This window comes from Kitasatospora sp. NPDC005751, from assembly GCF_040630835.1.
GTDB lineage: Bacteria > Actinomycetota > Actinomycetes > Streptomycetales > Streptomycetaceae > Kitasatospora.
The window spans coordinates 255,659-281,163 of sequence record NZ_JBEXYC010000005.1 but is presented as its reverse complement, the minus strand read 5'-3'; the positions used below and the strand labels follow the sequence as shown (position 1 = coordinate 281,163).

At 74.1% G+C, this 25,505-nt stretch carries 21 protein-coding genes; 7 read left to right on the top strand and 14 right to left on the bottom strand.

Annotation, left to right across the window (positions count from 1 at the left end; all coding sequences use genetic code 11):
* The first annotated feature begins 770 nt into the window (after positions 1-770).
* Complete coding sequence (locus tag ABZ497_RS08480; RefSeq protein ID WP_359804025.1) at positions 771-4,055, top strand: tetratricopeptide repeat protein; 3,285 nt, start codon at positions 771-773, stop codon at positions 4,053-4,055.
* Between the two features lie 126 nt (positions 4,056-4,181).
* On the opposite strand, the gene ABZ497_RS08475 is transcribed toward ABZ497_RS08480, so the two are convergent.
* Positions 4,182-5,852 carry an FAD-binding protein gene (locus ABZ497_RS08475; RefSeq protein WP_359804024.1) on the bottom strand — a complete coding sequence of 557 codons (1,671 nt, stop codon included), beginning with the start codon at positions 5,850-5,852 and terminating at the stop codon, positions 4,182-4,184.
* A gap of 221 nt (positions 5,853-6,073) precedes the next feature.
* Between ABZ497_RS08475 and ABZ497_RS08470 the strand changes: the two genes are divergently transcribed.
* Both ABZ497_RS08470 and ABZ497_RS08465 read left to right on the top strand, forming a co-directional pair.
* On the top strand, positions 6,074-6,415 hold the full coding sequence (locus ABZ497_RS08470; RefSeq protein WP_329486231.1) for a hypothetical protein: 342 nt from the start codon (positions 6,074-6,076) through the stop codon (positions 6,413-6,415).
* A 427-nt stretch (positions 6,416-6,842) separates the two neighbouring features.
* Positions 6,843-7,664: an AfsR/SARP family transcriptional regulator gene (locus tag ABZ497_RS08465; protein WP_352294813.1), complete on the top strand. Its 822-nt coding sequence runs from the start codon at positions 6,843-6,845 to the stop codon at positions 7,662-7,664.
* A gap of 29 nt (positions 7,665-7,693) precedes the next feature.
* Here the strand turns inward: ABZ497_RS08465 and ABZ497_RS08460 are convergent, their stop codons facing one another.
* The 8 genes from ABZ497_RS08460 to ABZ497_RS08425 form a co-directional block, all read right to left on the bottom strand.
* Positions 7,694-8,629, bottom strand: a complete 936-nt coding sequence (locus ABZ497_RS08460) for a class I SAM-dependent methyltransferase (protein ID WP_359804023.1) — start codon at positions 8,627-8,629, stop codon at positions 7,694-7,696.
* Between the two features lie 11 nt (positions 8,630-8,640).
* Positions 8,641-10,860: a glycosyltransferase gene (locus ABZ497_RS08455; protein WP_359804022.1), complete on the bottom strand. Its 2,220-nt coding sequence runs from the start codon at positions 10,858-10,860 to the stop codon at positions 8,641-8,643.
* A gap of 84 nt (positions 10,861-10,944) precedes the next feature.
* A complete protein-coding gene (locus tag ABZ497_RS08450; protein ID WP_352294808.1) occupies positions 10,945-11,841 on the bottom strand; it encodes a UbiA prenyltransferase family protein in 897 nt (298 codons plus the stop codon).
* An 11-nt stretch (positions 11,842-11,852) separates the two neighbouring features.
* Positions 11,853-12,875: an NAD-dependent epimerase/dehydratase family protein gene (locus ABZ497_RS08445; protein WP_329486236.1), complete on the bottom strand. Its 1,023-nt coding sequence runs from the start codon at positions 12,873-12,875 to the stop codon at positions 11,853-11,855.
* Positions 12,869-14,218, bottom strand: coding sequence for an aminotransferase class III-fold pyridoxal phosphate-dependent enzyme (locus tag ABZ497_RS08440; protein ID WP_359804034.1), 1,350 nt, complete (start codon positions 14,216-14,218; stop codon positions 12,869-12,871). Before ABZ497_RS08440 ends, ABZ497_RS08445 begins: the two co-directional genes overlap by 7 nt.
* A complete protein-coding gene (locus ABZ497_RS08435; RefSeq protein WP_352294817.1) occupies positions 14,200-14,259 on the bottom strand; it encodes a hypothetical protein in 60 nt (19 codons plus the stop codon). Before ABZ497_RS08435 ends, ABZ497_RS08440 begins: the two co-directional genes overlap by 19 nt.
* A complete protein-coding gene (locus ABZ497_RS08430) occupies positions 14,256-15,182 on the bottom strand; it encodes a lysylphosphatidylglycerol synthase domain-containing protein (protein WP_359804021.1) in 927 nt (308 codons plus the stop codon). Before ABZ497_RS08430 ends, ABZ497_RS08435 begins: the two co-directional genes overlap by 4 nt.
* Complete coding sequence (locus ABZ497_RS08425) at positions 15,179-16,222, bottom strand: glycosyltransferase (RefSeq protein WP_359804020.1); 1,044 nt, start codon at positions 16,220-16,222, stop codon at positions 15,179-15,181. Before ABZ497_RS08425 ends, ABZ497_RS08430 begins: the two co-directional genes overlap by 4 nt.
* A gap of 102 nt (positions 16,223-16,324) precedes the next feature.
* On the opposite strand from ABZ497_RS08425, the gene ABZ497_RS08420 reads away from it, so the two are divergent.
* A complete protein-coding gene (locus ABZ497_RS08420; RefSeq protein ID WP_359804019.1) occupies positions 16,325-17,383 on the top strand; it encodes an endonuclease/exonuclease/phosphatase family protein in 1,059 nt (352 codons plus the stop codon).
* Between the two features lie 30 nt (positions 17,384-17,413).
* On the opposite strand, the gene ABZ497_RS08415 is transcribed toward ABZ497_RS08420, so the two are convergent.
* Positions 17,414-17,983: a hypothetical protein gene (locus ABZ497_RS08415; RefSeq protein WP_359804018.1), complete on the bottom strand. Its 570-nt coding sequence runs from the start codon at positions 17,981-17,983 to the stop codon at positions 17,414-17,416.
* A gap of 218 nt (positions 17,984-18,201) precedes the next feature.
* Between ABZ497_RS08415 and ABZ497_RS08410 the strand changes: the two genes are divergently transcribed.
* Positions 18,202-19,443 (top strand): GNAT family N-acetyltransferase, encoded by a 1,242-nt coding sequence (locus ABZ497_RS08410; protein ID WP_359804017.1) that lies wholly within the window; start codon positions 18,202-18,204, stop codon positions 19,441-19,443.
* A 145-nt stretch (positions 19,444-19,588) separates the two neighbouring features.
* Here the strand turns inward: ABZ497_RS08410 and ABZ497_RS08405 are convergent, their stop codons facing one another.
* From ABZ497_RS08405 to ABZ497_RS08395, 3 genes are all read right to left on the bottom strand, one after another.
* A complete protein-coding gene (locus tag ABZ497_RS08405; RefSeq protein ID WP_359804016.1) occupies positions 19,589-20,527 on the bottom strand; it encodes an aldo/keto reductase in 939 nt (312 codons plus the stop codon).
* A gap of 152 nt (positions 20,528-20,679) precedes the next feature.
* Positions 20,680-21,117, bottom strand: coding sequence for a GNAT family N-acetyltransferase (locus ABZ497_RS08400; RefSeq protein ID WP_359804015.1), 438 nt, complete (start codon positions 21,115-21,117; stop codon positions 20,680-20,682).
* A gap of 73 nt (positions 21,118-21,190) precedes the next feature.
* Entirely contained in the window at positions 21,191-21,886 is a 696-nt protein-coding gene (locus ABZ497_RS08395; protein WP_329486246.1) for a 50S ribosomal protein L11 methyltransferase, read from the bottom strand.
* Between the two features lie 360 nt (positions 21,887-22,246).
* On the opposite strand from ABZ497_RS08395, the gene ABZ497_RS08390 reads away from it, so the two are divergent.
* Complete coding sequence (locus ABZ497_RS08390; protein ID WP_329486247.1) at positions 22,247-23,425, top strand: ROK family protein; 1,179 nt, start codon at positions 22,247-22,249, stop codon at positions 23,423-23,425.
* A gap of 164 nt (positions 23,426-23,589) precedes the next feature.
* On the opposite strand, the gene ABZ497_RS08385 is transcribed toward ABZ497_RS08390, so the two are convergent.
* Positions 23,590-24,363: a GntR family transcriptional regulator gene (locus tag ABZ497_RS08385; protein WP_329486249.1), complete on the bottom strand. Its 774-nt coding sequence runs from the start codon at positions 24,361-24,363 to the stop codon at positions 23,590-23,592.
* A gap of 284 nt (positions 24,364-24,647) precedes the next feature.
* Here ABZ497_RS08385 and ABZ497_RS08380 point away from each other — a divergent pair, with 284 nt between their 5' ends.
* Positions 24,648-25,454, top strand: a complete 807-nt coding sequence (locus ABZ497_RS08380; protein ID WP_359804014.1) for an exodeoxyribonuclease III — start codon at positions 24,648-24,650, stop codon at positions 25,452-25,454.
* Positions 25,455-25,505 lie beyond the last annotated feature (51 nt).

The following is a 25,505-nucleotide window of genomic DNA, read 5'->3' as shown; positions in this document are numbered from 1 at the left end:
CGTCCGGAAGCGGCGGTCGTCCGGCGGTCGGCCCGCCGATCGGGGTGAAGGGACGAGGGAGGACGCTCCCAGGACGCCCCGGGATGGCACCTCGGGTGCCGCGACGCGGACGTCGGGCCGCCGGGCCGGGCCACGGGTGGCCGGGAGCGGAAGGAAGGACGGCCGCGGACGGACCGGGCGGGAGCGGCCGACGGACGCCGGGCGCACGGGCACCGGGCCGAACGGGCCGAACGTGCCGGGCGGGCCGAACGGGCCGGGCGGGCCTGCCGTGCGGTACCGGGCCGGTCAGGCCGGGCGGCGGCGCGCGGTCACGAGGCCTGCGGCCACGGCGGCGGGTTCGCGCCCGGGCGGCCGAACGGCCGGCCTTCCGCGGTGTCGGGCGGTCGTGAAGTCTCGGTCATGTGGCGGCCCCCGTCGTCACTGGTACCTGTCTACCTCTACGGACGCTCATCATGGCCGATGCCGTCCTCCAGCCGTCCTCCGGCCGTCCCCGCGCGGTCCTCCCCCGGAGCCGGTGCGATCCGATCGTTCGGACGGAAACTCCGGGACGGTCCGGCGCGTTGGTCCGAGGGCCCGGCAGCCCGGCCGCACGCCCGCGCCGGCAGGCCCGAAGCGGGCCGGTGGTGTCCGAACCGGCCCCGCGCCCGTGCCGGAGCCACGGCTGTCGACCGTGGAATATGGCATTCGAAGATCCGTTTGAATCCAAGTAGCATCGTGGCGAACAGCCCGCGACGGACTTGGTGACGGCGCGTCAGAACGGGGGAGGCTGAGTGAAATTCCGCATTCTCGGACCGCTGGAGGTCGGGGCGAACCACCGCAAGGTGCCCCTGGCGGGCCCCCGGCAACACCTGGTGCTCGCCCTCCTCCTGCTGAAGGCCAATCAGAGCGTGCCGCTCGGCGAGCTCGTCGACGCGCTCTGGGACGATCCGCCCCGGACGGCCGAGAAGCAGGTCCGCAACGCGGTCTCCATGCTGCGCGGTCTGCTCAAGTCCGCCGGGGTCACCACCCTGCCGACCGCCGTCGGCGCCACCGGCTACCGCCTCGACGTCCCCGACGACCAGCTCGACGCGGCCGCGTTCGCCCACGCGCTCGCGGCGGCCCGGCACCACGCCGCCGCCGGGCAGTTCGCCGCGGCGGTCGAGGAGTTCCGGGCCGGGCTCGCCCTGTGGCGCGGACCGGCCCTGGCCGGCCTGGACAACTCGGCCCTGCAGCCGCACACCTCGCGACTGGAGGAGCAGCGGCTCACCGCGATCGAGGAGTGCGTCGACCTCGAACTCGCGCAGGGCCACCACCAGGCCGTCGTCCCCGAGCTGACCGACTGGCTCAGCGCCCACCCGCTGCGCGAGCGGCTGGCCGGCCAGCTCATGCTCGCCCTCTACCTCTCCGGCCGCCAGTCGCACGCGCTCACCGTGTACGAGTCCACCCGGCGGCGGCTCGCGGACGCGCTCGGCCTCGAACCGGTCCCGGAGCTGCGCGAGTTACGCCAGCGCATCCTCACCAACGACGCGGCCCTCGGCCGCCCCCGGACCTTCACGTTCGCGCCGCCCGCCCCGCACAGCCTGCCCAAGGACATCAGCCACTTCACCGGGCGGGAGCAGGAGCTGCACACCCTCGCCGACCGGGTGACCGGCCACCACGACCAGGCGGCGCCCAGCAACGTCCTGCTCGCCGCCGTGGACGGCATGGCCGGGGTCGGCAAGACCTCGCTCGCCGTCCACCTGGCCCACCGGATGACCGGGCGCTACCCCGACGCCCAGCTCTACCTCGACCTGCACGCGCACTCCCCCGGCCTGGCCCCCCTCGATCCGGGGGCGGCACTGGAGAAGCTGCTGCGCTCGGTGGACGTCACGGGAGCCGCCGTCCCCGAGGACCTGGAGGAGCGGGCCGCGCTGTGGCGCACCAGACTGGCCGGCCTGCGGGCGGTCCTCGTCCTGGACGACGCGGCCAGCTCCGCCCAGATCCGGCCGCTGCTGCCGGGGACGGCCGACTGCCTGATCCTGGTCACCAGCCGAAGCCGGCTCACCGACCTGGACGCCGCCGCGGTGCTCTCGCTGGAACCGCTCCCGCCGGCCGACGCGGGGCGCCTGCTCGACCGGATCGTGGGTGACCGGCGGGTGGCCGCCGAGCCCAAGGGCGTCGCCGAGCTGCTCCGGCTCTGCGGGTACCTGCCGCTGGCCATCCACGTCACGGCGGCCCGGCTGCGCCACCGGCCCGCCTGGACCGTCGCCTACCTCACCTCCCGGCTGCGCAGCCACCGGCGCCGGCTCGGTGAGCTGCAGACCGCCGAGAGCGGCATCGCCGCCGCCTTCGACCTCTCCTACCGCCGGCTCGGACCCGAACCGCGGCACCTCTTCCGCCTGCTGGGCGTGCTCCCGGGGACGGACTTCGACGCCGACGCGGCGGCGGCCGCCGCCGGGATCGACCGCCGGGCCGCAGACCGCGTGCTGGAGGAACTGCTCGACGTGCACCTGGTCCAGCAGCCGCGCGAGGAGCAGTACCGGCTGCACCCGCTGCTGCACGCCTACACGGTGCACCTGGCCGCCACCGAGGCCGGTGAGGCCGAGCGGCAGGCGGCGCTGACCCGGTTGTTCGACCACTACCGCCGCACCGCGGCGGTGGCCATGGACACCGTCTCCCCGCCGTGGCGGTGCGACCGCCCGCCGCTGCTCCTCCCCGCCGGGCCCGCGGCCTCACCGGCCGGACTCGACCAGGCCACCGAGTGGTTGGAGGCGCAGTGGCCGAACCTGCTGTCGGCGGCCGAGACGGCCCGGCGCGGCTGGCCGGACCAGAGCGCCGACCTGTTCCGCGTGCTGCGCCACTACCTGCACCTGCGCGGCCAGCACGCCGAGGCGCTCTCGTTGCACAGCCGCACCGTCGCCCTGGCCCGCGACACCGACGACCGGGAGCTGGAGAACCTCGCCCGGTACGGCCTGGGCCTGGCCAACCAGCGGCTCGGCCGCTACGACACCGCCCTCACGCACTTCCGCCAGGCCCTCGACGTCGCCCGCGAGCTGGGCGACCACGTGACGCACGCCCGCACGCTCAGCAACATGGGCCTGGTGCTCCACCGGCTCGGCCGCTACGAGAGCGCCCTCACGCACTTCGCCCAGGCCCTCGACCTGGCCCGCGACACCGGCACCCCGAGCGCGGAGTGCTACGCGCTGTGCGGTCTGGGCCTCGTCCACGAGCGCCTGGGCCGCTCCACCACCGCCGTCATCCACCTGCGCCAGGCCCTGGTGATCGCCCAGCGGATCGACGACCGCGACATCCAGGGCTACGCGCTGAGCAACCTCGGCCGGGTGCAGTGCGGCCCCGGCCACTACGAGCAGGCCTGCGACGACCTGCGCAGGGCCCTGGCCCTGGCCCGCGAGACCGGCGCCCGCGACCTCGAAGGCCACACCCTCTGCGGGCTCGGACTCGTGCACCAGCGCCTCGGCGACTTCGACACCGCCCTGACCCACCTCCACCAGGCGCTCGCGCTCGCCCGCGAGACCGGCACCCGCGACCTCGAAGGCCACGCGCTCTGCGGCCTCGGGCTCGTCCAGGAACGCCTCGGCCACCACGCCCTCGCGCTGGCCCACCTGCACGAGGCCCTCGGCCTCGCCCGCGACACCAGCACCCGCGACCTCGAAGGCCACGCGCTCTGCGGGCTCGGACTCGTGCACCAGCGCGTCGGCGACCACGACACCGCCCTGACCCACCTCCACCAGGCGCTCGCGCTCGCCCGCGAGACCGGCACCCGCGATCTCGAAGGGCAGGCGCTCGGCGGGCTCGGCGAGGTCGCCTGCCGGCGGGGCGACCCGGCCGCGGCGCTGGACCTGCACGGCCGGGCCCTGGCCATCAGTCAGGAGACCGGCGACCGCCACCGCCAGGGCCGGGCGCACCGCGGCCTCGCCGCGGCCCACCGGGCGCTCGGCGCGCCGGACGCCGCCCATGAGCACGACCGGCTGGCCGACCAGCTCCAGCGGCACTCCGGCGGGTGGCGCCCGGCCGGGCCGGACCGACGGCGCGGCCCGGCCGAGCGCCCGGCCCCGAGGGACCTGGGGCGGGTCTGAGCGGGCCCGGGGCCGGTCCGACCGTTCGCGTCACATCGTCGCGCGGCGGGAACGGCCGGACCGGCGGGCCCCAGGGAGAGTGTGCGAAGTCCCGCCCGGTCCGCGACGCGAGGTTGCGAACACGCGCTAGTGCGGGCGCACCGACAGCGCGTGGTGGAAGATGTCGCGCGGGTCCCGGGCGGCCTTGATCTGCTGCAGCCGCGCGTAGTTGTCCTTGTAGTAGATCGTCGACCAGGGGGCGGACGAGGTGTTCCAGGCCGGGTCGGCGAGGTCGACGTCGGGCCAGTTGACGTAGTTCCCGTCGGTGACTCCGTTGGGCACCGGCACGCCGCCGGTGGTCGCGTAGACGTCCCGGTAGAGCTCCCGGACCCACTGCAGTTGGCGGGTCTCGTCCGCGGCGTCGGACCAGTAGTTGGAGAAGGAGGCGAGCATCACCGAATCGCGGTGCGGCACCGCGGTCGTGGTCGGGGAGAAGGAGTTGACCTTCCCGCCGAAGGAGAAGAGGCCCATCAGACCGGAGGCGTACGTGTAGGAGGGGCTGGTCAGGTAGCGGTAGACGGTGCGCAGCTGGTCGGGGGTGTACCCCTTCTTGTGGTAGGCGCCCTTGGTCTTCGAGCGCAGCAGCAGGCTCGGGATGCCGAACACGCCGGCCACCTCGGAGGCGCTGGTGGTCGTGGTGTAGAGCCACGGCAGGTTGCCCGTGGTGCTCGCCGCCGGGGCCGCGGCGACGTTCCTCGTCATCGCGGCGGCGAAGTCGGTCAGCATCTGCTGGGTGCCGGTGACGGTCGGGTCGACCTGGGCCCGGACGATGACGCCGCCCTTGCCCTGGCGGATCGCGATGAGCGAGGCCCAGAGCTGGTTGGCGGCGGCGCCCGGTGCGCTGTTCTGCTCGTGCCAGGTGCCGAAGTTGGTGACGAGCGTGGTGAACGCCGCCTCGTCCAGCTGGGACCAGTCCCAGAACAGCGTGGTGATCATGATGCCGCCCGGGGTCGGGGGCAGCAGCTTGGTCGGATCGGTGCCGGTCGCGCCGGGCGAGCGCAGCCAGAACCGGGTGACGATGCCGAAGTTCCCGCCGCCGCCGCCCGCGTGGGCCCACCAGAGGTCCCGGTTGGGATCGTTCGCCGAGGAGGTGGCGATCACCGAGCGGGCCATGCCGAAGGCGTCCACCACGACGACCTCGACGGCGTAGAGGTTGTCCGCGACCAGGCCGTAGAGGCGGGACAGCACGCCGTAGCCGCCCCCGGTGATGTGGCCGCCGACGCCGACGCTCGGGCAGGAGCCGCCGGGTATCGTCACGCCCCAGCCGAGGTCGAGGGTGCGGTAGACCTGCGAGAGGATCGCGCCGCCCTCGACCGCGAAGGCGTTCATCGTGGTGTCGAAGTACACCGCGCGCATCTCGGACAGGTCGATGACCACCCGGACGTCCGGGTCGTCGACGAAGTTCTCCAGGCAGTGGCCGCCGCCCCGGACGGTGACCCGCTTGCCCGCCGCCACGGCCTCGTTGACGGCCTGCACGACCTGGCTCGTGGAGCCGACCAGCTTCACCGCGTCGGGGTTGCCGGTGAAGCGGCGGTTGTACCCGCGCAGCAGCAGGTCCGGGTAGCGCCGGTCGCCGGGCGCGACACTGACCGGGCCGAAGCCCTGGGTCAGGAACGGCCACGACTGGTCGGCGCCGGCGTCCGGCACCGGCGCGGCCGCCGCGACCCCGCCGCCCACGACGAGATCCGTCGCGGCGATCCCGAGTCCGGCCGCCCCGAGTCCGGCCAATGTAAAGCGTCGACGAGACAACTCCGCCATGAAATCCCCCTGCTGGCACCAGCACGCATCCGAATGTCACGAGAAGGCCCGAAGTCGAATTCCGGCCACCTCGTTCGGCCAAATGATGCTACGTCCGGCGGACCCGTCAACCGGCCCCCTAAGAACCCCCTATCCCGCCCCCGCGAAGGCGTCCGGAACACCACCCTTCTGGGAGGCTGACCTCACGGTATGTCCGCGCGTGGCAAGAGAGTTGGATTGACATGACCACTTACCTCATCACCGTGCTGAGCAACGTGCACGAGGGTCGGGAGAAGGACTTCCACGACTGGTACGAGAACACCCACATTCCGGAGATTCTCGAAGTTCCGGGAGTTCTTTCGATCCGCCGGCTGGTGCTCAACGACGAACAGATCGGCGCCGACAAAGGGCACTCGCAGGCCCACTACCGCCATCTGACGCTGATCGAGATCGAGACCGACGACTTCGACGCCTCGCTCGCCGCCATCAGCACCCTGGACGGCAGCCGGGCCGAGGAGCTCCTGATCCCGGGCCAGGTGCTGGCCTCGCTGTACCGGGACCCGAAGGTGTACACCCGGTCCTGACCCGGCACGGGGCCTCGGCGGGGGCGGGCGGACCCGCCCGGCCGGGTCCGCCCGCGCCGCCGTGACCGCCGCCCCCCACCCCGCCGTGCTACTCCGCCCCGCCCCACCGTGACACCCCACCGCGCCGTGACGCCTCCGGCGCGACGCCCTCGACGTGACGCCCCCGTCCAGCGGCCCGCCGACGCCCCGCGCGCGCCCTCCCCCACCCGCCGACCGGACGCCGGCCGGAGGCCGTCCGACGCCCGTGGGGCCCGCCTCCCCCGGGCTCCGCAGCGGCCGCGGACTCCGCCGGGGAGCGGGCTTGAGATGCCCTTGACACGTTTATAGGTCTATACCATGCTGCGAGCGGCGCCCCGGCGGCGGGGCGAACTCCGCTTCCGCAGCGGGACTTCGGCACAGGTGACAGCTTCATACGGGGGAGATCGTTGTGCTCGTGCATGTCCTGGGACCGCTTCGTGTCGACGTCGACGGAACCGCCGTGGCCCTCGGTGGCAGGCGGTCGCAGATCGTCCTGGCGACCCTCGCCCTGACCCCGAACTGGGTCGTGCCGCTCGACCGGCTGGTGGACACCGTCTGGGGCCCCGCGCCACCCGCCAGCGCCCGGACGCAGATCCGGATCTGCGTCTCCCAGCTGCGCCGGGCCTTCGCCGAGGCGGGTGCGCCGACCGTGATCGAGACCCATCCGAACGGGTACCGACTCCGGGTCGGCCCGGGTGAGTTGGACGCCTCGGCGTTCAACGAGGAGGTCGCCCGGGCCCGGCTGCTGGCCGCCCAGGGCGCGCCGGAGGAGGCCGTCACCGGCCTGCGCCGGGCCCTCGCCCGGTGGACCGGCCCGGCGATGGCCGGGCTCGCCTGCCCGCCCGTGGAGGCCTGGGCCCGCCGACTGGAGGAGAGCCGGCTGCGCGCCGTCGAGGAGCGGATCCGGCTGGAGCTCGGGCTGGGCCGGCACCAGGACCTGGTCGGCGAGCTGGAGCAGCTGGTCTGCGCGCACCCGTTCCGCGAGCACCTGCACGGCCGGCTGATGCTCGCCCTGCACCGGTCGGGCCGCACGGCCGAGGCGCTGGCGGTGTACCGCAGACTCCGGACCGCCCTGATCGAGGAGCTGGGCATCGAGCCGGGGCCCGAACTGCGTTCGCTGGAACGGGAGATCCTGCTCGGCGTGGCCGCGGCGCCGCCCCCCGGGGAGCCGGCGGTACGGCGCCGGACGAGGGCGGGCGACGCCGTCCACTCCTCCTGGTGCCCGGTGTAGCCGCACCGCCGCGCGGGCCGGACGGGGGCTCAGCCCCGGTGGCGCCACCAGAACGAGCCCGGCTCGTAGTGGTCCCGGACGCCGAGGGCGCGCCAGAGCGGTTCGGCGATCCTCCGCAGCTCCGGGTCGGCGTGCACGAAGGCGTCGGGCAGCTCCAGGTCGAAGCGGTCCGGGGCGGCCGTCAGCAGGGCGGCGAGCAGGTACTGCTCGGAGTAGTGCCGCCAGCGCCAGGAGTACGGGTAGTCCGCGGGCAGCATGATGTCGTGGACGTGCACGATCACCCCGGGCTTGAGCCTGGGCAGCACCTCGAAGAAGAACACCGCCACGTCCGACCCCATGTGCAGCCGGTGCGAACCGTCGAAGAAGACGATGTCACCGGGCTCCAGATCGGCGAAGACCCCGAGGTCCGCGTGTTGCAGCGGGGTGCGGATCACCTCGTCGCAGAGCCGGTCCACGGTGGCGCGCGGCGCCGGGTCGATCGAGGTGATCCGGGTCGCCAGCCCGAGGTCCTCGAGCGCCCGGCGGGCGAACTTGGTGGAGTTGCCCGAGCCGATCTCCAGGTACCGGGCCGGGCGCTCCTCGGCCAGGAAGCCGTAGAGCGAGAGCGCGTCCAGCGGAGGCAGCCAGCCGTTGTTCCAGTACGGGGTGGAGCCCGCCGCGGTGCCGCTCAGCGGGATCCCCCGGAGCAGCTCGGTCAGCTCCAGGAAGCCGGTCAGCCGCTGCGCGTAGCGCTCCCGATTCTTCTCCAACAGGGACCGCACCTCGGTGAGTTCGGCGCGCGGCTCGGGGGTGACGACGTGGTCCCAGAAGAGCGGCTTGCGCAGCCCGAACGCCCAGAGCGTCAGGCCGTGCAGGACGGGCCGCTCCGCCAGCCAGTCGACCGGCCGGCGCAGTACGGGAAGCCGCTCCAGCAGTTCGACGCCGGAGGCGGTCCGGACGGCGGTCCGCAGATCCTTGAGCACCATCGTTGTTCCTTTCAGAGGGAGAGCCACAGGTCCTGCAGCCGGTGTTCGGAGATGCCGTCGGTCGGCCGGAAGTCGTAGCGGTGCACCCGGACCGGGCCGGCGGTGAAGCTCCAGTCCAGCCGCCAGAACGGGAAGGAGCGGTTGACCGCGCTGTCCCAGTCGAAGCCGGCCGGCGCGGAGAACTTCCAACTCAGCGGCAGGAAGTCGTTGTTGGCCCGGATCGCGTCGTCCGCCCGGTCGCGCAGGCCGTCCAGGTCGCGCATCGACGCGCCGGCGTTGAAGTCGCCCGAGACGAGCACCTGGTGGGGGTTGCCGGCGAGGTCCCGCTCCAGGCCGCGGATCTCCGCCCGGCGCCAGTCGAACTTGCGCCGGAAGTAGGAGTCGAAGTCGAAGTCCGAGAACGGGTCGAGGTCGGGCGCGAGCGGTACGGTGACGTGCACGTTGTAGACGCTGAACACCTTCGACCCGACCTGGAGGTCGGTGCGCAGCACCTTGTCCCGGGCGAAGACCGTGCCGAACGGGGCGTCCGGCGCCAGCTCGGCGCCGGTCCCGACGGCCGGCTGGGCGACGATCGGGTACCGGGAGACGGTGAGCAGCTCGCCCCGCCGGGCGATGTGGTAGCCGGGGAACTCGGCCGCCAGCCGCGCGTCGTCGTCCAGCCGCAGATAGCCGTCCTCACCGCGGCCGGCCTGCCAGACCACGTGCTCCTGGAACAGGTACACGTCCGCGTTCTGGCGGTGGATCAGGTCGTACAGCCGGTTCACGTCGGTGGCGGCGGCCCAGTACTGGGTGTTGAAGGAGACCACGTGCAGGGCGCCGGGCGGCACCGGGCGACCCCCGTGCCAGAGGGCGGGCCAGTTCAGCCCGGAGCCGGTGAGGAGGGCGAGCAGCAGCGGGGGCAGCGCGAGGGCGGCGGCCCAGCGGCGGCGCGGGCCGCAGGCGGCGGCACTGGCGGCCAGGAGCACCAGCGGGACCGCCACCAGGAACACCGGCGGGGTGGCGTCCAGCAGGATGGCCCAGTGCCAGCGGCCGCTGACCGACCGGCGCAGCACGGCGTAGCAGAGCCAGAGCCCGGCCAGGGCGATCAGGGCCCACCCGTACCAGGTGCGCAGCCGCCGGGCGATCCGGCGGGCCCGGCTCGGCGGGTCCGGGTCCGTCGCCCCCCGGTCGCCGTCAGCGCTCCCGCCAGCTCCGTCGTCGCGGGCCGGCGCGGCGGCCACGGCGTCCGCGGCGACCACGGCGTACATCCGGCGGAACCGGCGGCTGACGGCGAACTGGGCCAGCCCGGCGACCAGACCGGCCAGCACGACGGCGTTCACCAGCAGGTGCGCCAGGGTGAAGAAGGCCAGGAAGCCGAGCCCGCGCTCCTGCCGGACGAACCGGTACTGGCCGAGGTCGGTCAGCACGAAGCCGGCCACCGCCAGGGCCGTGACCAGCGCCGTCAGCGGCTGCCAGGCGATCAGCGGCAGGCTCGCCACCGCCAGCCCGGCCAGCGCCGAGGCGACCGCCCGGCCGGGGGTCTCCATCCCCTGCATCGCCCGGCCCCGGCCCAGGTAGAACGGCACCCGCAGCCGGCTGCGGACGAAGGCCTTCCGGAGCAGCGGCCGCATCCGGCTCTCGTCGGAGAGCCGGCCCCGGACCCGGGAGGTGAGCACCATCGGGTGGAGCGCGGCGAGCCGCTCGGCGTGGTCGATCTCCTCGGTCTGCCGGAGCGCGCCGTTGAACCAGCCGGCCTCCAGGAAGGCCGACCGGCGGACCGCCCCGAGCGCGTAGAAGCCGCCGCTGACCAGGCCCTCGGCGCTCTTGCGCCAGTAGTGGTACTGGAGGATCCGGTACTGCCCGACGGCGCCCTCGGGGAACAGCGGCTCCTTGTCGGGAACGCCGAACACCGCGCCGTACTCGGGGTGTTCGGTGAAGATCCGCACCGCCTCGGCGACGGCGTCCGGGTGCATGGTCAGATCGGCGTCCAGGAAGAAGAGGATCTCGCCGGCGGCGTGCCGGACCCCGAGGTTGCGCGAGCCGCCCGGGCCGCCGTTGCGCTCGGCCCGCACCAGGGTGACAGGGTGGGCGGCGGCCAGGTCGGCGGAGTCGTCGGTGCTGGCGTCGTCCACGACGATCACTTCGACGGCCGGGTAGCTCTGCTCCAGGATCGAGCGCAGACAGAGGTCAACGGTGCGGCGGTCGTTGTACATCGGGACGACCACCGACACGAGCGGTGGGGGTGTGGGCATGGGACCTCGTTCGGAGTTCGGAGTTCGGGGTTCGGAGTTCGGGGTTCGCACTTCGGGATCCGGCGGCCGCTGCCTGATGGCGCGTCAGAGCAGCTGGAAGGCCAGCAGCAGGCCGGCCCAGAGCGAGGAGTTGGTGAGCATCACGCCGTCCCGCAGCAGGGTCCGGACGGGGTTGCCGCCCTCGCTCTGCACCACCACGATCTGCAGGTAGCGGAAGAGCGCGAGCAGGGCGCAGGGCGCGGTGAGCAGCGCCCCGGCCGCGTAGCCGGACTCGGTGCGCAGGAAGAGCAGGTAGCCGACCACGGTCAGCCCGGAGCAGAGCACCAGGACGAGGTCCAGGAAGTGCGCCGAGTAGCCGACCAGGGCGGGCCGGTGGCCGCTGCCGGAGACGCCCAGTTCGTGCCGCCGCTTGCCCACGATCAGGACCAGGCAGAGCGTCAGCACGGTGAACACCAGCCAGGCGGCGACCGGGCGGCCGCCTGCGCCGTAGCCGCCGAACAGCCGCAGGACGAACCCGGTGGCGACGATGAACACGTCCAGCAGCGGCAGGTGCTTGAGCTTCCAGCTGTAGGCGGCGTTCACCACCAGGTAGAGCAGGACCGGCCAGACCGCGGCGGGCCGGGAGAGCAGCAGGACGGGGGCGAGCAGCCCGGCCAGCAGCAGGATCAGCGCCACGGCCGTGCGCCGACCCACCCGGCCGGCGGCCAGGGGGCGGTGGCGCTTGACCGGGTGGCGCCGGTCCCGTTCGATGTCGGCGATGTCGTTGACCACGTACACCAGCGACGAGGCGAGCACGAAGGCGCAGGTGGTGACGGCGACTCGGGCCACCATGCCCCAGTCCAGGTCGGCGCCGAGCAGGGAGAGCGGCACCACCAGGAGGTTCTTCGGCCACTGGCCCGGCCGGAGCAGCTCCAGCGGTGCCGGCAGCCGGGAGGTGGGGCCGCGCCGGAGGGGCTCCGTCTGTTCGCTCAGGAAGGTCATCGCGCACTCCCTCAGAAGAAGATCTTCACGGCGGACAACAGGCCCTGGCTCCACGGGTCCCGGCTGGTCCGGCCGGTCGGGCTGCCCGCCGGACGGTCGTGGCGGGCGGTGCGCCACCAGTCGTAGGTGCGCAGGATCGCGTCCCGGTTGGACAGCCTGGGTGCGAAGCCGAGCCGCTCCCCGGCCTTGTCGATGCTGACGTAGGAGTCCTCCATCAGCTTGTGCAGCAGCCGCCCGTAGACCGGCGAGAGCCTGGCCTTCTGCAGGGTGCTCAGCACGGTCAGCGCGGGCCGGGCGGGCAGTGCGACGACCCGCTTGCCGTGGCCGGCCGCGTCCAGGACGGCCTGGAAGTCCTGGCGCAGGGTGCCGAACTCGGCGGCCGCCAGGTTGTAGGTGTCGTTGGCGACGTCCTCGGGCGCCGTGAGCACGGTGACCACGGCGTCCACCAGGTCGTCGATGCCGAACATCTGGATCCGTACGTCCCCGCGGCCGAGCACGGGGAAGTTCCGGCCCTCCTCCGCCCACTCGAACAGCATCGAGAACAGGCCCATCCGGCCCGGGCCGACGAAGGTCTTGGGCCGCAGGATCGGCACGCACATCCCGGCGGCGCGGTGGCGCTCGGCGATCTCCTCGGCGGCGGCCTTGGCCCGGCTGTAGGTGTCGACCGGCTCGCGCGGATACGTCTCCGGCGTCGGGACGACCTTGGGCAGGCCGTACACGGCCGTCGAGGAGATGTGCACCACCCGGGGGGTGCCGGCGGCGCGCGCGGCGGCGAACACGTTCTCGGTGCCGCCGACGATGATCGAGCGGATCTGCTCGTCCGGGTAGCTGGGCAGCGCGGCCGCCGCGTGGACCAGCACCTCGGCGCCGTCCAGCGCCCGGGCCATCACGGCCGGGTCGCGGATGTCGCCGACCACCGCCACGCCGGGGCCGGGCCGCAGGTCGACCCCGCGGACGTCCTTGCCGTCCGCGAGCAGCCGTTCGGCGAGCCGCGAGCCGAGCATGCCCGCGGCGCCGGTGATCGCGATCACCACTGGGACCCCACCTTCTGCTTGAGGAACCGCGTCACCAGGTGCCCGAGCCCCTTGCCGAGCACCTCGCCGAGCGCCTCGACCGTGCGCACCACGTCGGCCGGGTCGGTGACCAGCGAGGGGCCGATGACCAGCGGGTTGAGCCCGTTGAGGGTGTAGTAGGCGAAGATGTCGTGGTCCTGGTACAGGGCGTTGATCACCGCGCAGGTGACCAGCTTGGTCTTGAACCTCGGGTCACGGGCCATCCCGCCCGGCGCCAGCCTGGCGACCAGGTCGAGGATCTTCGGCCCGCCCTCGATGAAGACTCCCCAGAGCGCCCCGGCACCCGTCACCCGGCCGACCGCCTCCGGGTGCTCCTTGGCCAGCCGGGCCAGCCCGGGCTCCAGGACGGCGCCGATCGCCCGGGCCCGCGCCGGGTAGTCGTCCTCGATGGCGATGTTGACGGCCTCCAGCGCGGTGGCGCACTCCTCGCCGAAGCCGTAGTACGTCGTCGAGGTGGACTGCAGCAGCGCGTCGCCGAGGTTGTCGTAGGCCTTGCGGAAGACCGGTTCGCGGGCGACGAACGCCGAGATCGAGGACTTGCCGCCGCCGAAGGACTTGGAGGTGGTGAGGACGTCCGGAATCAGGCCCGGGTAGCGCATGAAGTGGAACAGGGTGCCGGTCTTGCCCCAGCCGGTGTAGATCTCGTCGAAGATCAGCACGATCTTCTTCCGGGTGCACAGCTCGCGCAGCCCGCGCAGGAACTCCTCGGAGCAGGCCTGCACGGTGGAGGCGCTGAACGGCTCGATCAGGATCGCGTAGACGTCGTCCGGGTGGGCGTCGACGGCGCGGCGGACCGAGTCGAGGTCGTTGTAGGTGAAGGTGTCGATGCCCGGGATGGTGGGGAAGGCGAACTGGCTCTGGCCGGTCAGGCCGCCGGAGCCGAGCAGCTTGCCGTGGAAGGCGCAGTCGGCGCGCAGCACCGTCCCGCGCCTGCCGCCGTGGTACTTGTACGCCAGCTTGACGGCCCCTTCCACCGCCTCGGCGCCGGAGTTGGGCAGGAAGGACATCGAGAGGTCGCCGGGCAGCACCTCGGCCAGGTTGTGGCCGAGCGCGGCGAGGTAGGGCGAGAAGTACGTCTTGTGGACCTCCATCCGGCCGGCCCGGGCGAACCGCTCGCGGGCGGCCAGGATCCGCGGGTGGTTGTGGCCGTGGTTGAGCACGCCGACCCCGCCGGTGACGTCCAGGATCCGGCGGCCGTCGGTGAGGGTCAGATGGGCGCCCCGGGCCTCGGCGACCAGCTCCCGGCCGAAGCCGAAGGAGGTCATCAGCGAGACCTGGCTCTTGTTCACGTACCGCCGGTACAGGTCGTGCACCTCACGGACCTGGAACCGTTCGGCGTCGTCAAGGGTGTACACGGGCTTCCTCTCGCATCGGGGTGGACCTGAGCCGGGCCCAGGTCAGGACGACGGCCGAGCTACCGAGCTCGGCCAGCACGCAGACGACCCGGCTGGCGATCGCCGCGGTGGCCGCGACGCCCCCGGGCAGCACGGTGGCGAGCGCGGCCGTGATGGTCAGCTCGCGCACCCCCCAGCCGTCCGGCACGATCACGGCCAGGCTGCTGACCACGGTGGCGAGCGCGAAGGCACCGACCGCCGGGCCGAGGGAGGCCCCGGCCGACCCGCCCAACGCCAGGGCCAGGAACCAGAGATGCAGGCCGGAGACCAGCCAGGAGGCGATCGCCAGCAGGACGGCGCGGCGGACGGCGGCGTCCGGCGGCGCCTCGACCGGCCGCCGCAGCAGCCGGGCCGCGGCCGCGACCGGCCGGGTGGCCAGGGCCGGGCGGACGACGCAGGCCAGGAAGCCCGCGGCCGGCAGGCAGAGCCAGACCCACTGCCCCGGCAGCGCGGCCGGCGCCGCCAGCAGCCCGACGCCCGCGCCGGTGAGGAGGGTAAGCGCCAGGCTGAGCAGGTAGGCGGAGGTCATCTGGGCGGCCGGCACCCCGGCCGCCCGGCCGTGCGTGACATGGGTGAGCACGCCCCAGACCCGGCCCGGCAGGTACTTGCTGAGCTGCCCGAGGAAGTAGATCCGGGCGGCGTGGACCCCCCGGATCGCGTGGTCGCCGGGGATCAGGACCCGCCAGGCGTGCACCGCGAGCACCAGGCCGGCCACGTTGGCGGCGAGCGAGGCGGCGAGCGGCGGCAGGGCGTCCGCCCGGGCGAACGCCCGTACGGCGACCGGGCCTTCGTGGCGGAGCAGCAGGCCGAGGCCTACCAGGGCGGCGAGCACGATCAGCGGGGTGAGCACCTTGCGCAGCCGGTCCAGCATCACCGGGCCGCCCCGGTGCCGGGTGTGGCGCCGGGTGTGGCGCCGGGCTCGGCCGCCGTCGCCGAGGCCGCCCCGGCGCCGTCGGCACGGTCCGGGAGCAGCATCCGGACCGTGCCGACGGCGGCGCCGCTCACCAGGGCGGTGATGACCAGGAAGTGGACGCCGGTGAAGAACGGCACGAAACCCGGGCCCCGGTGGCCCGCGACGAACCGCAGCAGCCGGCCGTTGGCGGCGCAGAACCCGAGCGCCCCGAGGGCCGGCAGCACCGGGTACCAGGGCGCCAGCGGCAGGGTGGCCAGGGTGAGGGCGGCGGCGGCGACCGACGCCGGACTGTTGGCGGTCAGGTTGCGCCGCCCGCCGCGGCGCGCCGAGGCCAGCGCGGGCACCAGCACCAGCGCCCGCCGGAAGGTCTCGGCCAGCAGCGGCCGGAGCCGGTGCTCCTCGTCGTGCAGGGCGACCACCCGGTCGGTGAGGACGATCCGGTGGTGCGGCGCCAGCCGGTCGCTGAACTCCAGGTCCTCGGAGTCCCGCAGCCGCTCGTCGAAGCCGCCGAGGCGCTCGAAGACCTCGCGGCGCACGGCCGCCTGGGCGAAGAAGGCGGTCTCCACGACGCCCGCGCCGCGCACCCGCCACCAGTGCGCGTGCAGCACCCGGTAGCGCTCCACCGGACCGTCGTCGAACAGCGGATCCGGTGCGATCACTCCGTGTACGCAGCCGCACTCCGGGTCGGCCGCCAGGATTTCCAGCGCGTTGGCCACCGAATCGGGCGTCAGCGCCTCGTCGGAATCGAGGAAGAACAGAATGTCACCGGTCGCCGCGGCGATTCCGGCATTTCGCGCGGCGGACACTCCGCGGTTCGGAGTGCGCCGGATCAGGGTGCACGGATAGCCCTCGGCCACCTCGGCGGTCCGGTCGGTGGAGCCGTCGTCCACCACGATGACCTCGTGGACGGGGGCGGTCTGGGCGTACACCGAGTCGAGACAGGCACCCAGGGTACGAGCGGAGTTGTGGGCCGGTATGACGACCGATACGGAAAACGTCATGCCGCCATTTCAGGCGGGCCGCGTATCGGCCGGGTATCGTCTCGGTATTGGAATGCGGCCGGGTGAAATCCGGGGCGCCGCCGCCCTGCTACTCTCCGCGCCATGGATTCCGCTCGCCCGCGTTCGCTCGGGCCCCGGTCGCTGGTCGCCGTCACGGCCTGCTGGGGTGTTTTCCTCCTCCTCGACCGCCTGCTGAGCGGCCGCTGGTGGTTCTGGCTGATACCGGACCTCGCGCCGCCGCTGCTCTTCCTGGCGGTGCCGGTGCTGCTGCTGGCCCTGGCCGTGGTCACCCGGCCGTCGCGGCGGTGGCTCGTCCCGGTGGTGGTCGCCCTGCTGCTGGCCGGCCTGCCGCGCACCGGGCTCAACCCCGCGGCGCTGCTGCCCGGCCGGGACCGCGCGCCCGGCCCGGCGTTCACGGTGTTCTCCTGGAACACCGAGTACTGGGACACCACCGACGACCCGGACGCCTTCTACCGCTACCTCCGGAGCAGGGACGCGGACGTCTACCTGCTCCAGGAGTACCTGGCCTGGGTCCAGGAGACGCCGACCCGGATCGACCGGCTCGACCGGATCCGGCAGGAGTTCCCCGGCTACCGGGTGGCGGTGCTCGGCGAGTTGGTCACGCTCTCGCGGTTCCCGGTGCTCGCCACCCCGGCGGTCGGCGCGGCGCTGCCGGCCGGTACGCCGTGGGAGGTGACCTTCGCCAGGAAGAAGGTCCTCCGCACCGATGTGGACGTCCACGGCCGGGCGGTGTCCCTCTACAACGTGCACATCCCGGTCCAGGTGGACACCCGGCAGTCGGTGTTCGGCGGCGACTTCTACCGCACCGTCCGCGCGGCCGACGCCGCACGCCGGGAGCAGTACACGGCACTGGAGTCGGACGCCGCCGCCAACCACCACCCGCTGCTGATCGCCGGGGACTTCAACACCACCCCGGCGATGGGCGACCTGAGCGGCCTGCGCGCCCGCTTCCGCGACGCCCGCTCGGCCTCCGGCGACCTCTACCCGGGCAGTTGGGGCGGCCTGCTGGGCAGCGACCTGTGGCGGCTGGACTGGGCGTTCACCGACCGCCGGGTCGCGGTGGAGCGGTACTCCTTCGCGGACCAGCGGGGGATGTCGGACCACCGGGCGCAGCAGCTGCGCGTGGCGCTGCGGCCGTGACACCCGCCGGGGGGGACGGCCGCCCGGCCGTCAGTCCTTCGGCGCCGGGCCGGAACGGCTCAGGGTGAAGGTGAGGTTGGGCCGCTCGGCCTTCGGCGCGGAGATCCGCATCGTCGTGTAGTCGCCGCCGGTCAGACCGCCCAGGGTCACCGTCGCGGGGACGGCGGCCACGCCGCCGGCCGCGTTCTTCTCCCAGAGCCGGCCCGTGGCGGTCGGGCTCAGCCCGCCCCACGCCGTCCAGACCAGCCCGTCCAGCATCGACGCGCCCTTGTCGCAGGCCAGTTCCAGGGACTTCGGCGAGATGAGCGGCTGCCCGTCGCACCCGTAGACGGAGCCGGGTGCCTCGGACGGCTCCGGCGGCGCCCCGGGGGCCGAGGTGGAGGGCACGGCGGCGGGCGGGGACGGGACCGCGGACGTGGCCGTCGGCGTGGGCGTGGCGGGCTCCGTGGGCCGGACCGGCGGCGCGGAGGCCGACGGCGCGGCGGCCGTCCCGCTGCTCGAACAGCCGGCGACCGCGAGCAGCAGTGCGAGCGCTCCGACGGCGAGGCCCGCCGTACCGCGCCGCCGCCCCGCGGCCGTTCGTCTGGCCTGACCTGCCATGGTCCCCCCATTTGCCCGGTGCCGGTCGATCCGCACGTCCGGAAGTCCGCCCAGGCTACCGGTCCCTGAACCCCTGTCAGTACCCCGGGGGCGGAACGGCCGCCGCGGCCGTCGCGGGGCCCGTGCCGAAATTCGCTTGCCCCGGCCGCGGGTCGGCGTTCCAATGTGGCCGGGCGCCACGAGCCGTGGTGCCGGTACGCGAGGAGGCGGCGGCGACCATGGAGATCCGTTCCACGACCGACGAGGACCACGACGTCTTCGTCGACACCCTGCTCGCCCCGTTCGGGCTCTTCCGGGAGACCACGGCCGAGGACGGCGGCGGGGCCTGGTGGTCGGCGCTCGAAATGGACCGCGGCCTGCTCGCCGTGTCGGACGAGGGGAGGCCCGTCGGCACCGCCGGTGCGTACTCCTTCGAGCTCACCCTGCCCGGCGGGGCCCTCGTCCCGGTCCCCGGGGTGACGGCCGTCGGCGTCCTGCCCTCCCACCGGCGCCGGGGCGTGCTGACCGCGCTGATGCGTCACCAGCTCGCCGGGTTCCGGGCCCGCGGGGAGTTCCTCGCCGTCCTGCTCGCCTCCGAGGCCACGATCTACGGCAGGTTCGGCTACGGACCGGCGACGTACACGGCGCGGCTGACGGTTCCGCACCACCGGGCCGCCCTCGCCGCCCCCCGGGCCCGCCGGGCCGACGCCGCCGCGACCGGCCCGGCCGCCCCGGACAGCGGCACGGTCGAGGTGCTGCGGCACGCCGACTGCGGCGAGCTCCTGGAGCGGGTCTACGACCGGTACCGCCGCACCCAGCCCGGCGCGCTGTCCCGGCCGCACCGCTGGTGGGCCCTGCGCGCCGGACAGCCCCCGATCGCGCCGACACCGCGCTACATCGCCCTGCACCGGGACGCCGACGGCGTCCCGGACGGGTACGCCTGCTACGCCAAGGACAAGCCCGACAGCCTGACGGTCGACGAGGTCATCGCCGCCGACGACGCCGTCTTCACCGCCCTGGCCCGCTTCGTCCTCGAACACGACCTGGTCGACCGGGTCGTCTTCAAGCACATCCCGCCCGACCACCCGCTGCGCTGGCGGCTCACCGACTTCCGCGCCGGCGAGGTGCACCAGGACACCGACTGGCTCTGGGTGCGGCTGCTGGACGTGCCGCGGGCGCTGACCGCGCGCGGCTGGTGCGCGGACGGCGAGCTCGTCCTCGACGTCGAGGACCCGTTCCTCGGCGAGCACGACCGCTATCTGCTGACCGTGCGGAACGGCAGGGCCGACTGCGTCCCGACGGACCGGGAGCCGGACCTGTCCCTGGACGTCCGCGACCTGGGCTCGCTCTACCTCGGCGGCACCGCCCCGAGCACGCTCGTCCGGGCCGGCCACGTCCTCGCCCACCATCCGGGGGCGGCCGCCCGCGCCGACGCCCTCTTCCGGGGCGAGCGCTCCCCGCACTGCCTGCACTGGTTCTGACCGCGCGCCTGCCGGGGGGCCGTACCGCGAACGGCACGGCCCCCCGGCGGCCCCCGGCGGCCCTACCGGCGCCGCCGGGTCCGGCCAGTGGTCGGCGCACGGCCGTTGGTCAGCGCACGGCCGGTGGTCAGAGCATCGCCAGTGGTCAGAGCGCGGCCTCGTCGAGGCGCCGGCGCTGCTCGGCGGAGAGGGTCACCGCCAGGGCGCCCAGCGCCTCGTCCAGTTGGGCGATCCTGCTGACGCCGACCAGCGGCACGATCCGCGGGTCGTGGTCCAGCAGCCAGCTGAGCGCGACCTGGTTCTTGGTCACCCCCAGCTCCTCGGCCACCGCGCCGAGCGCCGCCAGCCGCCTGGGCGTGCCCGGGTGGTCGTAGGCGGCCGGGATCTCCACGTCCTCGCGGGTGTAGCCGCCGGAGAGGATCGGGCTGTAGACCCAGAGCCGGATGTCCCCCTCGGAGCGGACGTAGTCCAGCAGTTCACCGGTCACGTGGACATGGGCCGAGGAGGGCAGCGGGATGTCGAAGCGGGGCTGGAGGTAGGAGTAGCGGTACTGCATGTGGGTGTACCGGGCCCGGTCCCCCGCGAGCGCCCGGGCCCGCTCGACCCGCCAGACGGCGTGGTTGCTGGCCCCGACCTCGCCGGCCTTCCCGGCGGCCACCAGGTCGGCCAGGGTGTCGACCGTCTCGGCGAGCGGCACCGACCGGTCCTCGATGTGCGTCCAGTAGACCTCGACCCGGTCGGTGCCGAGCCGGCGCAGGCTGCCCTCCAGCGCCGTCCGGACGGCCTTGTCCGAGAGGCCCTCGGCGGTCTCCAGGCCGGTCCCCGGGACGGTCGGCCGGGCCCCGACCTTGGTGCCGATCACCACGCGGTCGCGGGCACCCCGGCTGGCCAGCCAGCGTCCGATCACCTCCTCGCTCTCGTCGCCGGTGGCGCCGTCCAGCCAGAACGCGTAGTTGTTCGCGGTGTCGAGCACGGTGCCGCCCGACTCCACGAAGTGGTCCAGGATCTCGAACGAAGTCCGCTCGTCGACGATCGTGCCGAAGCCCAAGGTGCCGAGGGCGATGGTGCGTTGCGGAATGGCCATAGGTCTTCCCCTCCCATGTGGTCTGGACCATTCAAGTCGCATCCCGCCCCGCACGCAACAGAGCGCCACCGGATCACCACCCGCCGTCGGCGCGACCGTGGCCCACCCGCGCGACCGGACCGGCGGACGACCAGCTGCGCGGGCGACCGGCCTCAGGCGGTCAACGGCTTGGCCCAGCGGGTCCACTGCGGCTGCGGCCCGTAGCCGGCCGTCCGCCAGGTGCGCTGCCCCTCGGCGTTGTCGTCGAGCACCATCGCGTCGGCCCGGCGGCCGCCGAGGGCGGTGAAGCGGGCCTCCGCCGCCGCCAGCAGGGCCGCGCCGATCCCCCGGCGGCGGTACCGCGGGTCGACGGCGAGGCGGTAGAGGTGACAGCGCCACCCGTCCCAGCCGGCGATCACGGTGCCGACGAGGGCCGCCGGATCACCGGCCGGGGTGGCGACGATCAGGCACTCCGGGTCGCGCGCGAGCAGGGCCGCCACCCCGTCGGCGTCGTCCGTGATGCTCGTCCCCTTGGCGGCGCGCGCCCAGAGCGCGAGCAGGGCGGGGATCTCGTCGGGGGTGGCGGTGCGCAGCGCGATGTCGGCGGTCATGCCGGTCTGTCTACCAGGACCTCCGGCCGGACCGCCGGGAATTCCGCACCGCGGGACCGGCCCCGGCCCCGCCTCAGCGGGCCGGTGCGGCGAGCTCCCAGACGGTGGTGGTCTTGAGCGCGGCGTCCTCCAGGTCCGCCACGACCGGCACCCGGTACGCGGCCAGCTCCGTGAAGTGCCCGCGCGGCAGGTACGCCCGCCCCGGGTCGCCGACGATCACCACCGCGCCGCGCGCCCGGGCCCGCTCCAGGAAGGGCAGGAACCGCGCGGCCATCGCCCGCTCGTAGAACACGTCCCCGGCCAGCACCACGTCGGCCGGAGCGCCGTCCCCGTCCAGCAGGTCCTCCACCGCGGCCGCCACCCGGACGCCGTTGGCCTCCGCGTTGAGGCCGATGGCCGCCACCGCGTACGCGTCGATCTCGGCGGCGCGCACCGACTCCGCCCCGCGCATCGCCGCCGCGATCGCCACCAGCCCGGACCCGGCCGCCAGGTCCAGCACCGTCCGCCCGGCCACCACCTCCGGGTGGTCGAGCACATAGCGCGCCACCCCGACCCCGCCCGCCCAGGCGAACGCCCAGAACGGCGGCGCCAGCCCCACCTCGCCGCGCGCCGACTCGGTGGTCTCCCAGAGTTCGATGGCGTCGTCGGCCATCCGCAGGCTGATCTCGGGGACGAAGGGCACGGGCGCCGGGCTGGTCGCGTTCCGCACGAACTCCCGGTCGGACAGTGCCGTCGCAGCCGGGCGAGCGGCGTGCGTCTCGTTCAACATGCCCGCAGCATAGAGGCTCCCCGCCCGCCCGGAGCGCCACCGGACCACGCTCCCCGACCGCCCGGCCGGCCCCCGGGAGCGGGCCCGCGCGAGCACCCCGGGACGCGAGGCAACCCCGGGTCACGCACCGCCACCCGGTGCGTACCATTTCGATACCGAAGCCGGGATGAGCTGCGGAGATGCTCGCCCGCCGGCCCCGGGCCCGGGTAGCATCCGGCACGTGCCCTCCGGGCCCGGCGCAGGCTGCCCAGCGCTGCCGCGCCGCGTTCCGGGTGGCGGACTCTCGCGGGACATTCGGTGGTCTCCGCGCACTCGGCACCGCGCGCCAGAGCTGTCGCGCGAACGGCGAAGGGCAGCATCTTGGCGGATCGGCTCACCGGAGGAGACTCCTCGCTGCTGCGGCGCATCAATGCGGCGGTCACGCTTCGGGCGCTGCGGGCCGGCCACTCGGTGACCCTCACTCAGCTGGTCGGGGACACCGGGCTGTCCCGGCCCACGGTGGAGGGCGTGATCGAGGGCCTGGTCGAGACCGGCCTGGTCGCCGAGGTGGACCAGCCCCAGAACGGCGGCCAGCCGGGCGGCGGGCGGCGCGGGCGACCGGCCCGCTGGTTCCGGTTCCGCGCCGAGGCCGGCCACATCCTCGGCGTCGAGATCGGCGTGCACGACCTGCGGGTCGTGCTGGCCGACCTCACCGGCCAGGTGGTGGGCAGTCACTTCCGCCCGATCGAGGAGACCCTGGACGCGGAGGAGCGGCTGAGCGCCGTCCGCACCGCGGTCGCGGAGGTGCTGCGCAAGGCCGGCGTCTCCCGCGACAACCTGTGGGCGGTCGGCGTCGGCACCCCCGGCATCGTCGACCGCGACGGCACCATCCAGCTCGGCACCGCCATGCCCGGCTGGACCGGCCTGGACCTGGGCGCCCGGCTGCGCCGGTCCTTCCGCTGCCCGGTCATGATCGAGAACGATGCCAACCTGGCCGCTATCGCCGAGCACTGGCAGGGCGCGGCGGTCGGCGCGGACGACGTCGTCTTCGTGATGGCCGGTCTGAGCCCGGGCGCCGGCTCGCTCATCAACGGCCGGCTGCACCGCGGGTACGGCGGCGCGGCCGGCGAGATCGGCGCGCTGCACCTGCTCGGCCAGGAGGTCACCCCCGAGCGGCTGCTCTCCACCACCGGCAAGCCGCTCAATCCGCTGGACGAGGCGGCCGTCGCCCGGGTGCTGAGGCTCGCCCGCGAGGGCGACGAGGTGGCGAAGGTCGCCATGGACCGCTTCCTGACCCGCCTGGTGCAGAGCGTGGCCGCCCTGGTGCTGGCGATCGACCCCCAGCTGGTGGTCGTCGGCGGCTGGGCCGCCGGCCTCGACGGTGTGCTGGAGCCGCTGCGCGAGCGCCTCGCCCAGTTCACCCTGCGCGCGCCCGAGGTGGCGCTGGCGGCGCTCGGCTCGGAGGTCGTCGCGATGGGCGCCCTGCGGGTGGCGCTGGACCAGGTGGAGGAGCAGCTCTTCGCCGTCGACCCGCCGACCGGCGGCGCCGCCCGGGCCTGACACCTTGGCGTGACACCCGGGCCTGACACCCGGTCCGGGTGCGGAACCGGCGGCCCCGCACCCGGTGCCAGGGTCCGACCGGGGCCGGCGCCGCCGGGAACGACTCAGGCCCGGCTGCCTGCGGGGGCGTCCGGGCCTGGGCCTGAGGGTGTGCGACAGGTGGTTCAGGAGGCGGTGCGCACCTCGGTGCCGGCGCTGACGGGGGTGACCTCCACCAGACCGGTCTCGCCGAAGGTGAGCTTGCAGGTGTCCGCGCGGTAGGTGGAGACGGCCAGCGCGACCAGCCGGCCGGCGGCCGCGTACTGGGTGGTCATCACCAGCACCGGCGAGCCCGGCGGACGCTCCAGCAGGGCGGCCTGCTCGGCCTCGGCGACGCCCAGCTCGACCGAGCGGGACTCGCCGTCGACCTCCAGGCGCTCCAGCTGGCGCAGCACCGAGCGGGCCCGGTCGCTCTCGGCGCGGAAGCCGGGCAGGTGCGGCAGGGCGGAGGCCGGTACGTGCAGCGACTCGGTGGCGACGTTCTTGCCCTGGACCATCCGGACCCGGCGCACGGTGTGCACGGTGGCGCCCTCGGCGATGCCGAGGCCCTGGGCGAGCTGCGCGGTGGCGGGGGCGGTGGTGCAGTCGACGGTGCGCCAGGCCTGGCTGCGGGCGGTGCCCGGCCAGCCCTCCTCGTGGCGGTTGACCGGAACGCCGACCCGGGGGGCGGCGATCAGGGTGCCGATGCCCCGGCGGCGGACCAGCCGGCCCTCCAGCTCCAGCTGGTCGAGCGCCTGGCGCAGGGTGGCCCGGGCCACGCCGAAGCGGGCCGAGAGCTCGCGCTCGTTGGGGAGGACCTGTCCGGTGGAGAACTCCGTGTCGATCGCGCGGAGCAGCACCGTGCGCAGGTGCCAGTACTTCGGTTCCGGTACCGCCGTGAGCTGCCCTGTCGTTCCCACCGTGGCCTCCACCCTGCTCTGTCCGCCCTGCCGAAAGGAGGGCGGACCCGGCCCGCTGTCCGCTGTTGCGGCAGGTGGGAGAGCGGGCTTTATCCGTCCTTCTTTATTAAAGGTCTTTGCAGTAAGTGACCCTAGGGGCTGTGTCGGGAGATGGTCAAGACCAATGACGGCGGTTGGTGCCGATGTCGCGCGGATTCATGCCGCGTTCACGACAGGCCGACAAACGGACGGCGCCCCACCGCGTCGGGCGCCGGGCCGGGCACCGGGCTCGGTAGGCTGCCCGGGTGATCGTGGTGACGAGTGTGAACGTGAACGGAATCCGGGCGGCGGCCAAGAAGGGCTTCATCGAGTGGCTGGCGGCCACCGAGGCGGACGTGATCTGCCTGCAGGAGGTGCGCTCCGAGCCCGGGCAGCTGCCTGTGGAACTGCGCGACCTGGAGGGGTGGCACGCGGTCTGGGCACCGTCCTCCGCCAAGGGCCGCGCGGGAGTGGCCGTGCTGTCGCGGCAGCAGCCGGAGCGCACGGTGGTCGGATTCGAGTCGGCGGAATTCGACAATTCGGGCAGGTATGTAGAAATCGACCTGCCGGGGCTCACCCTGGCCAGTCTCTATCTCCCCTCCGGTGAAGTCGGCACCGAACGCCAGGAGGAGAAGGAACGCTTCATGGCGGAGTTCCTCGTGCACCTCGGCAAACTCCGCACCCGCGCCGCCGCCGAGGGCCGCGAGGTCGTGGTGTGCGGCGACTGGAACATCGCCCACCGCCCCGAGGACCTCAAGAACTGGAAGGCCAACCAGAAGTCGGCCGGATTCCTCCCCGAGGAGCGCGCCTGGCTCACCCGGGTCTACGAGGAGGCCGGCTACGTCGACGTCGTCCGCCGCCTCCACCCCGACCGCACCGGCCCCTACTCCTGGTGGTCCTACCGCGGCCGCGCCTTCGACAACGACTCGGGCTGGCGGATCGACCTCATCGTGACGACCCCGGGCCTGGCGGAGAAGTGCGTCGAGGCCCGCGTCGAACGAGCGGCCACCCACGCCGAGCGGTGGAGCGACCACGCACCCGTCACCGCGGCGTTCGACTTCGGCGACGACTGACCCGCGGAGACGGACGGCCGGCGGGTCCGCGTACCCGCCGGCCCGGCGCCG

Coding starts and splice junctions, on each gene's coding strand:
- ABZ497_RS08475 (WP_359804024.1), bottom strand. CDS start 5,852: ATGGCGGAGTTGTCTCGTCGACGCTTTACATTGGCCGGACTCGGGGCG.
- ABZ497_RS08470 (WP_329486231.1), top strand. CDS start 6,074: ATGACCACTTACCTCATCACCGTGCTGAGCAACGTGCACGAGGGTCGG.
- ABZ497_RS08460 (WP_359804023.1), bottom strand. CDS start 8,629: ATGGTGCTCAAGGATCTGCGGACCGCCGTCCGGACCGCCTCCGGCGTC.
- ABZ497_RS08455 (WP_359804022.1), bottom strand. CDS start 10,860: ATGCCCACACCCCCACCGCTCGTGTCGGTGGTCGTCCCGATGTACAAC.
- ABZ497_RS08450 (WP_352294808.1), bottom strand. CDS start 11,841: ATGACCTTCCTGAGCGAACAGACGGAGCCCCTCCGGCGCGGCCCCACC.
- ABZ497_RS08425 (WP_359804020.1), bottom strand. CDS start 16,222: ATGACGTTTTCCGTATCGGTCGTCATACCGGCCCACAACTCCGCTCGT.
- ABZ497_RS08420 (WP_359804019.1), top strand. CDS start 16,325: ATGGATTCCGCTCGCCCGCGTTCGCTCGGGCCCCGGTCGCTGGTCGCC.
- ABZ497_RS08415 (WP_359804018.1), bottom strand. CDS start 17,983: ATGGCAGGTCAGGCCAGACGAACGGCCGCGGGGCGGCGGCGCGGTACG.
- ABZ497_RS08410 (WP_359804017.1), top strand. CDS start 18,202: ATGGAGATCCGTTCCACGACCGACGAGGACCACGACGTCTTCGTCGAC.
- ABZ497_RS08405 (WP_359804016.1), bottom strand. CDS start 20,527: ATGGCCATTCCGCAACGCACCATCGCCCTCGGCACCTTGGGCTTCGGC.
- ABZ497_RS08400 (WP_359804015.1), bottom strand. CDS start 21,117: ATGACCGCCGACATCGCGCTGCGCACCGCCACCCCCGACGAGATCCCC.
- ABZ497_RS08395 (WP_329486246.1), bottom strand. CDS start 21,886: ATGTTGAACGAGACGCACGCCGCTCGCCCGGCTGCGACGGCACTGTCC.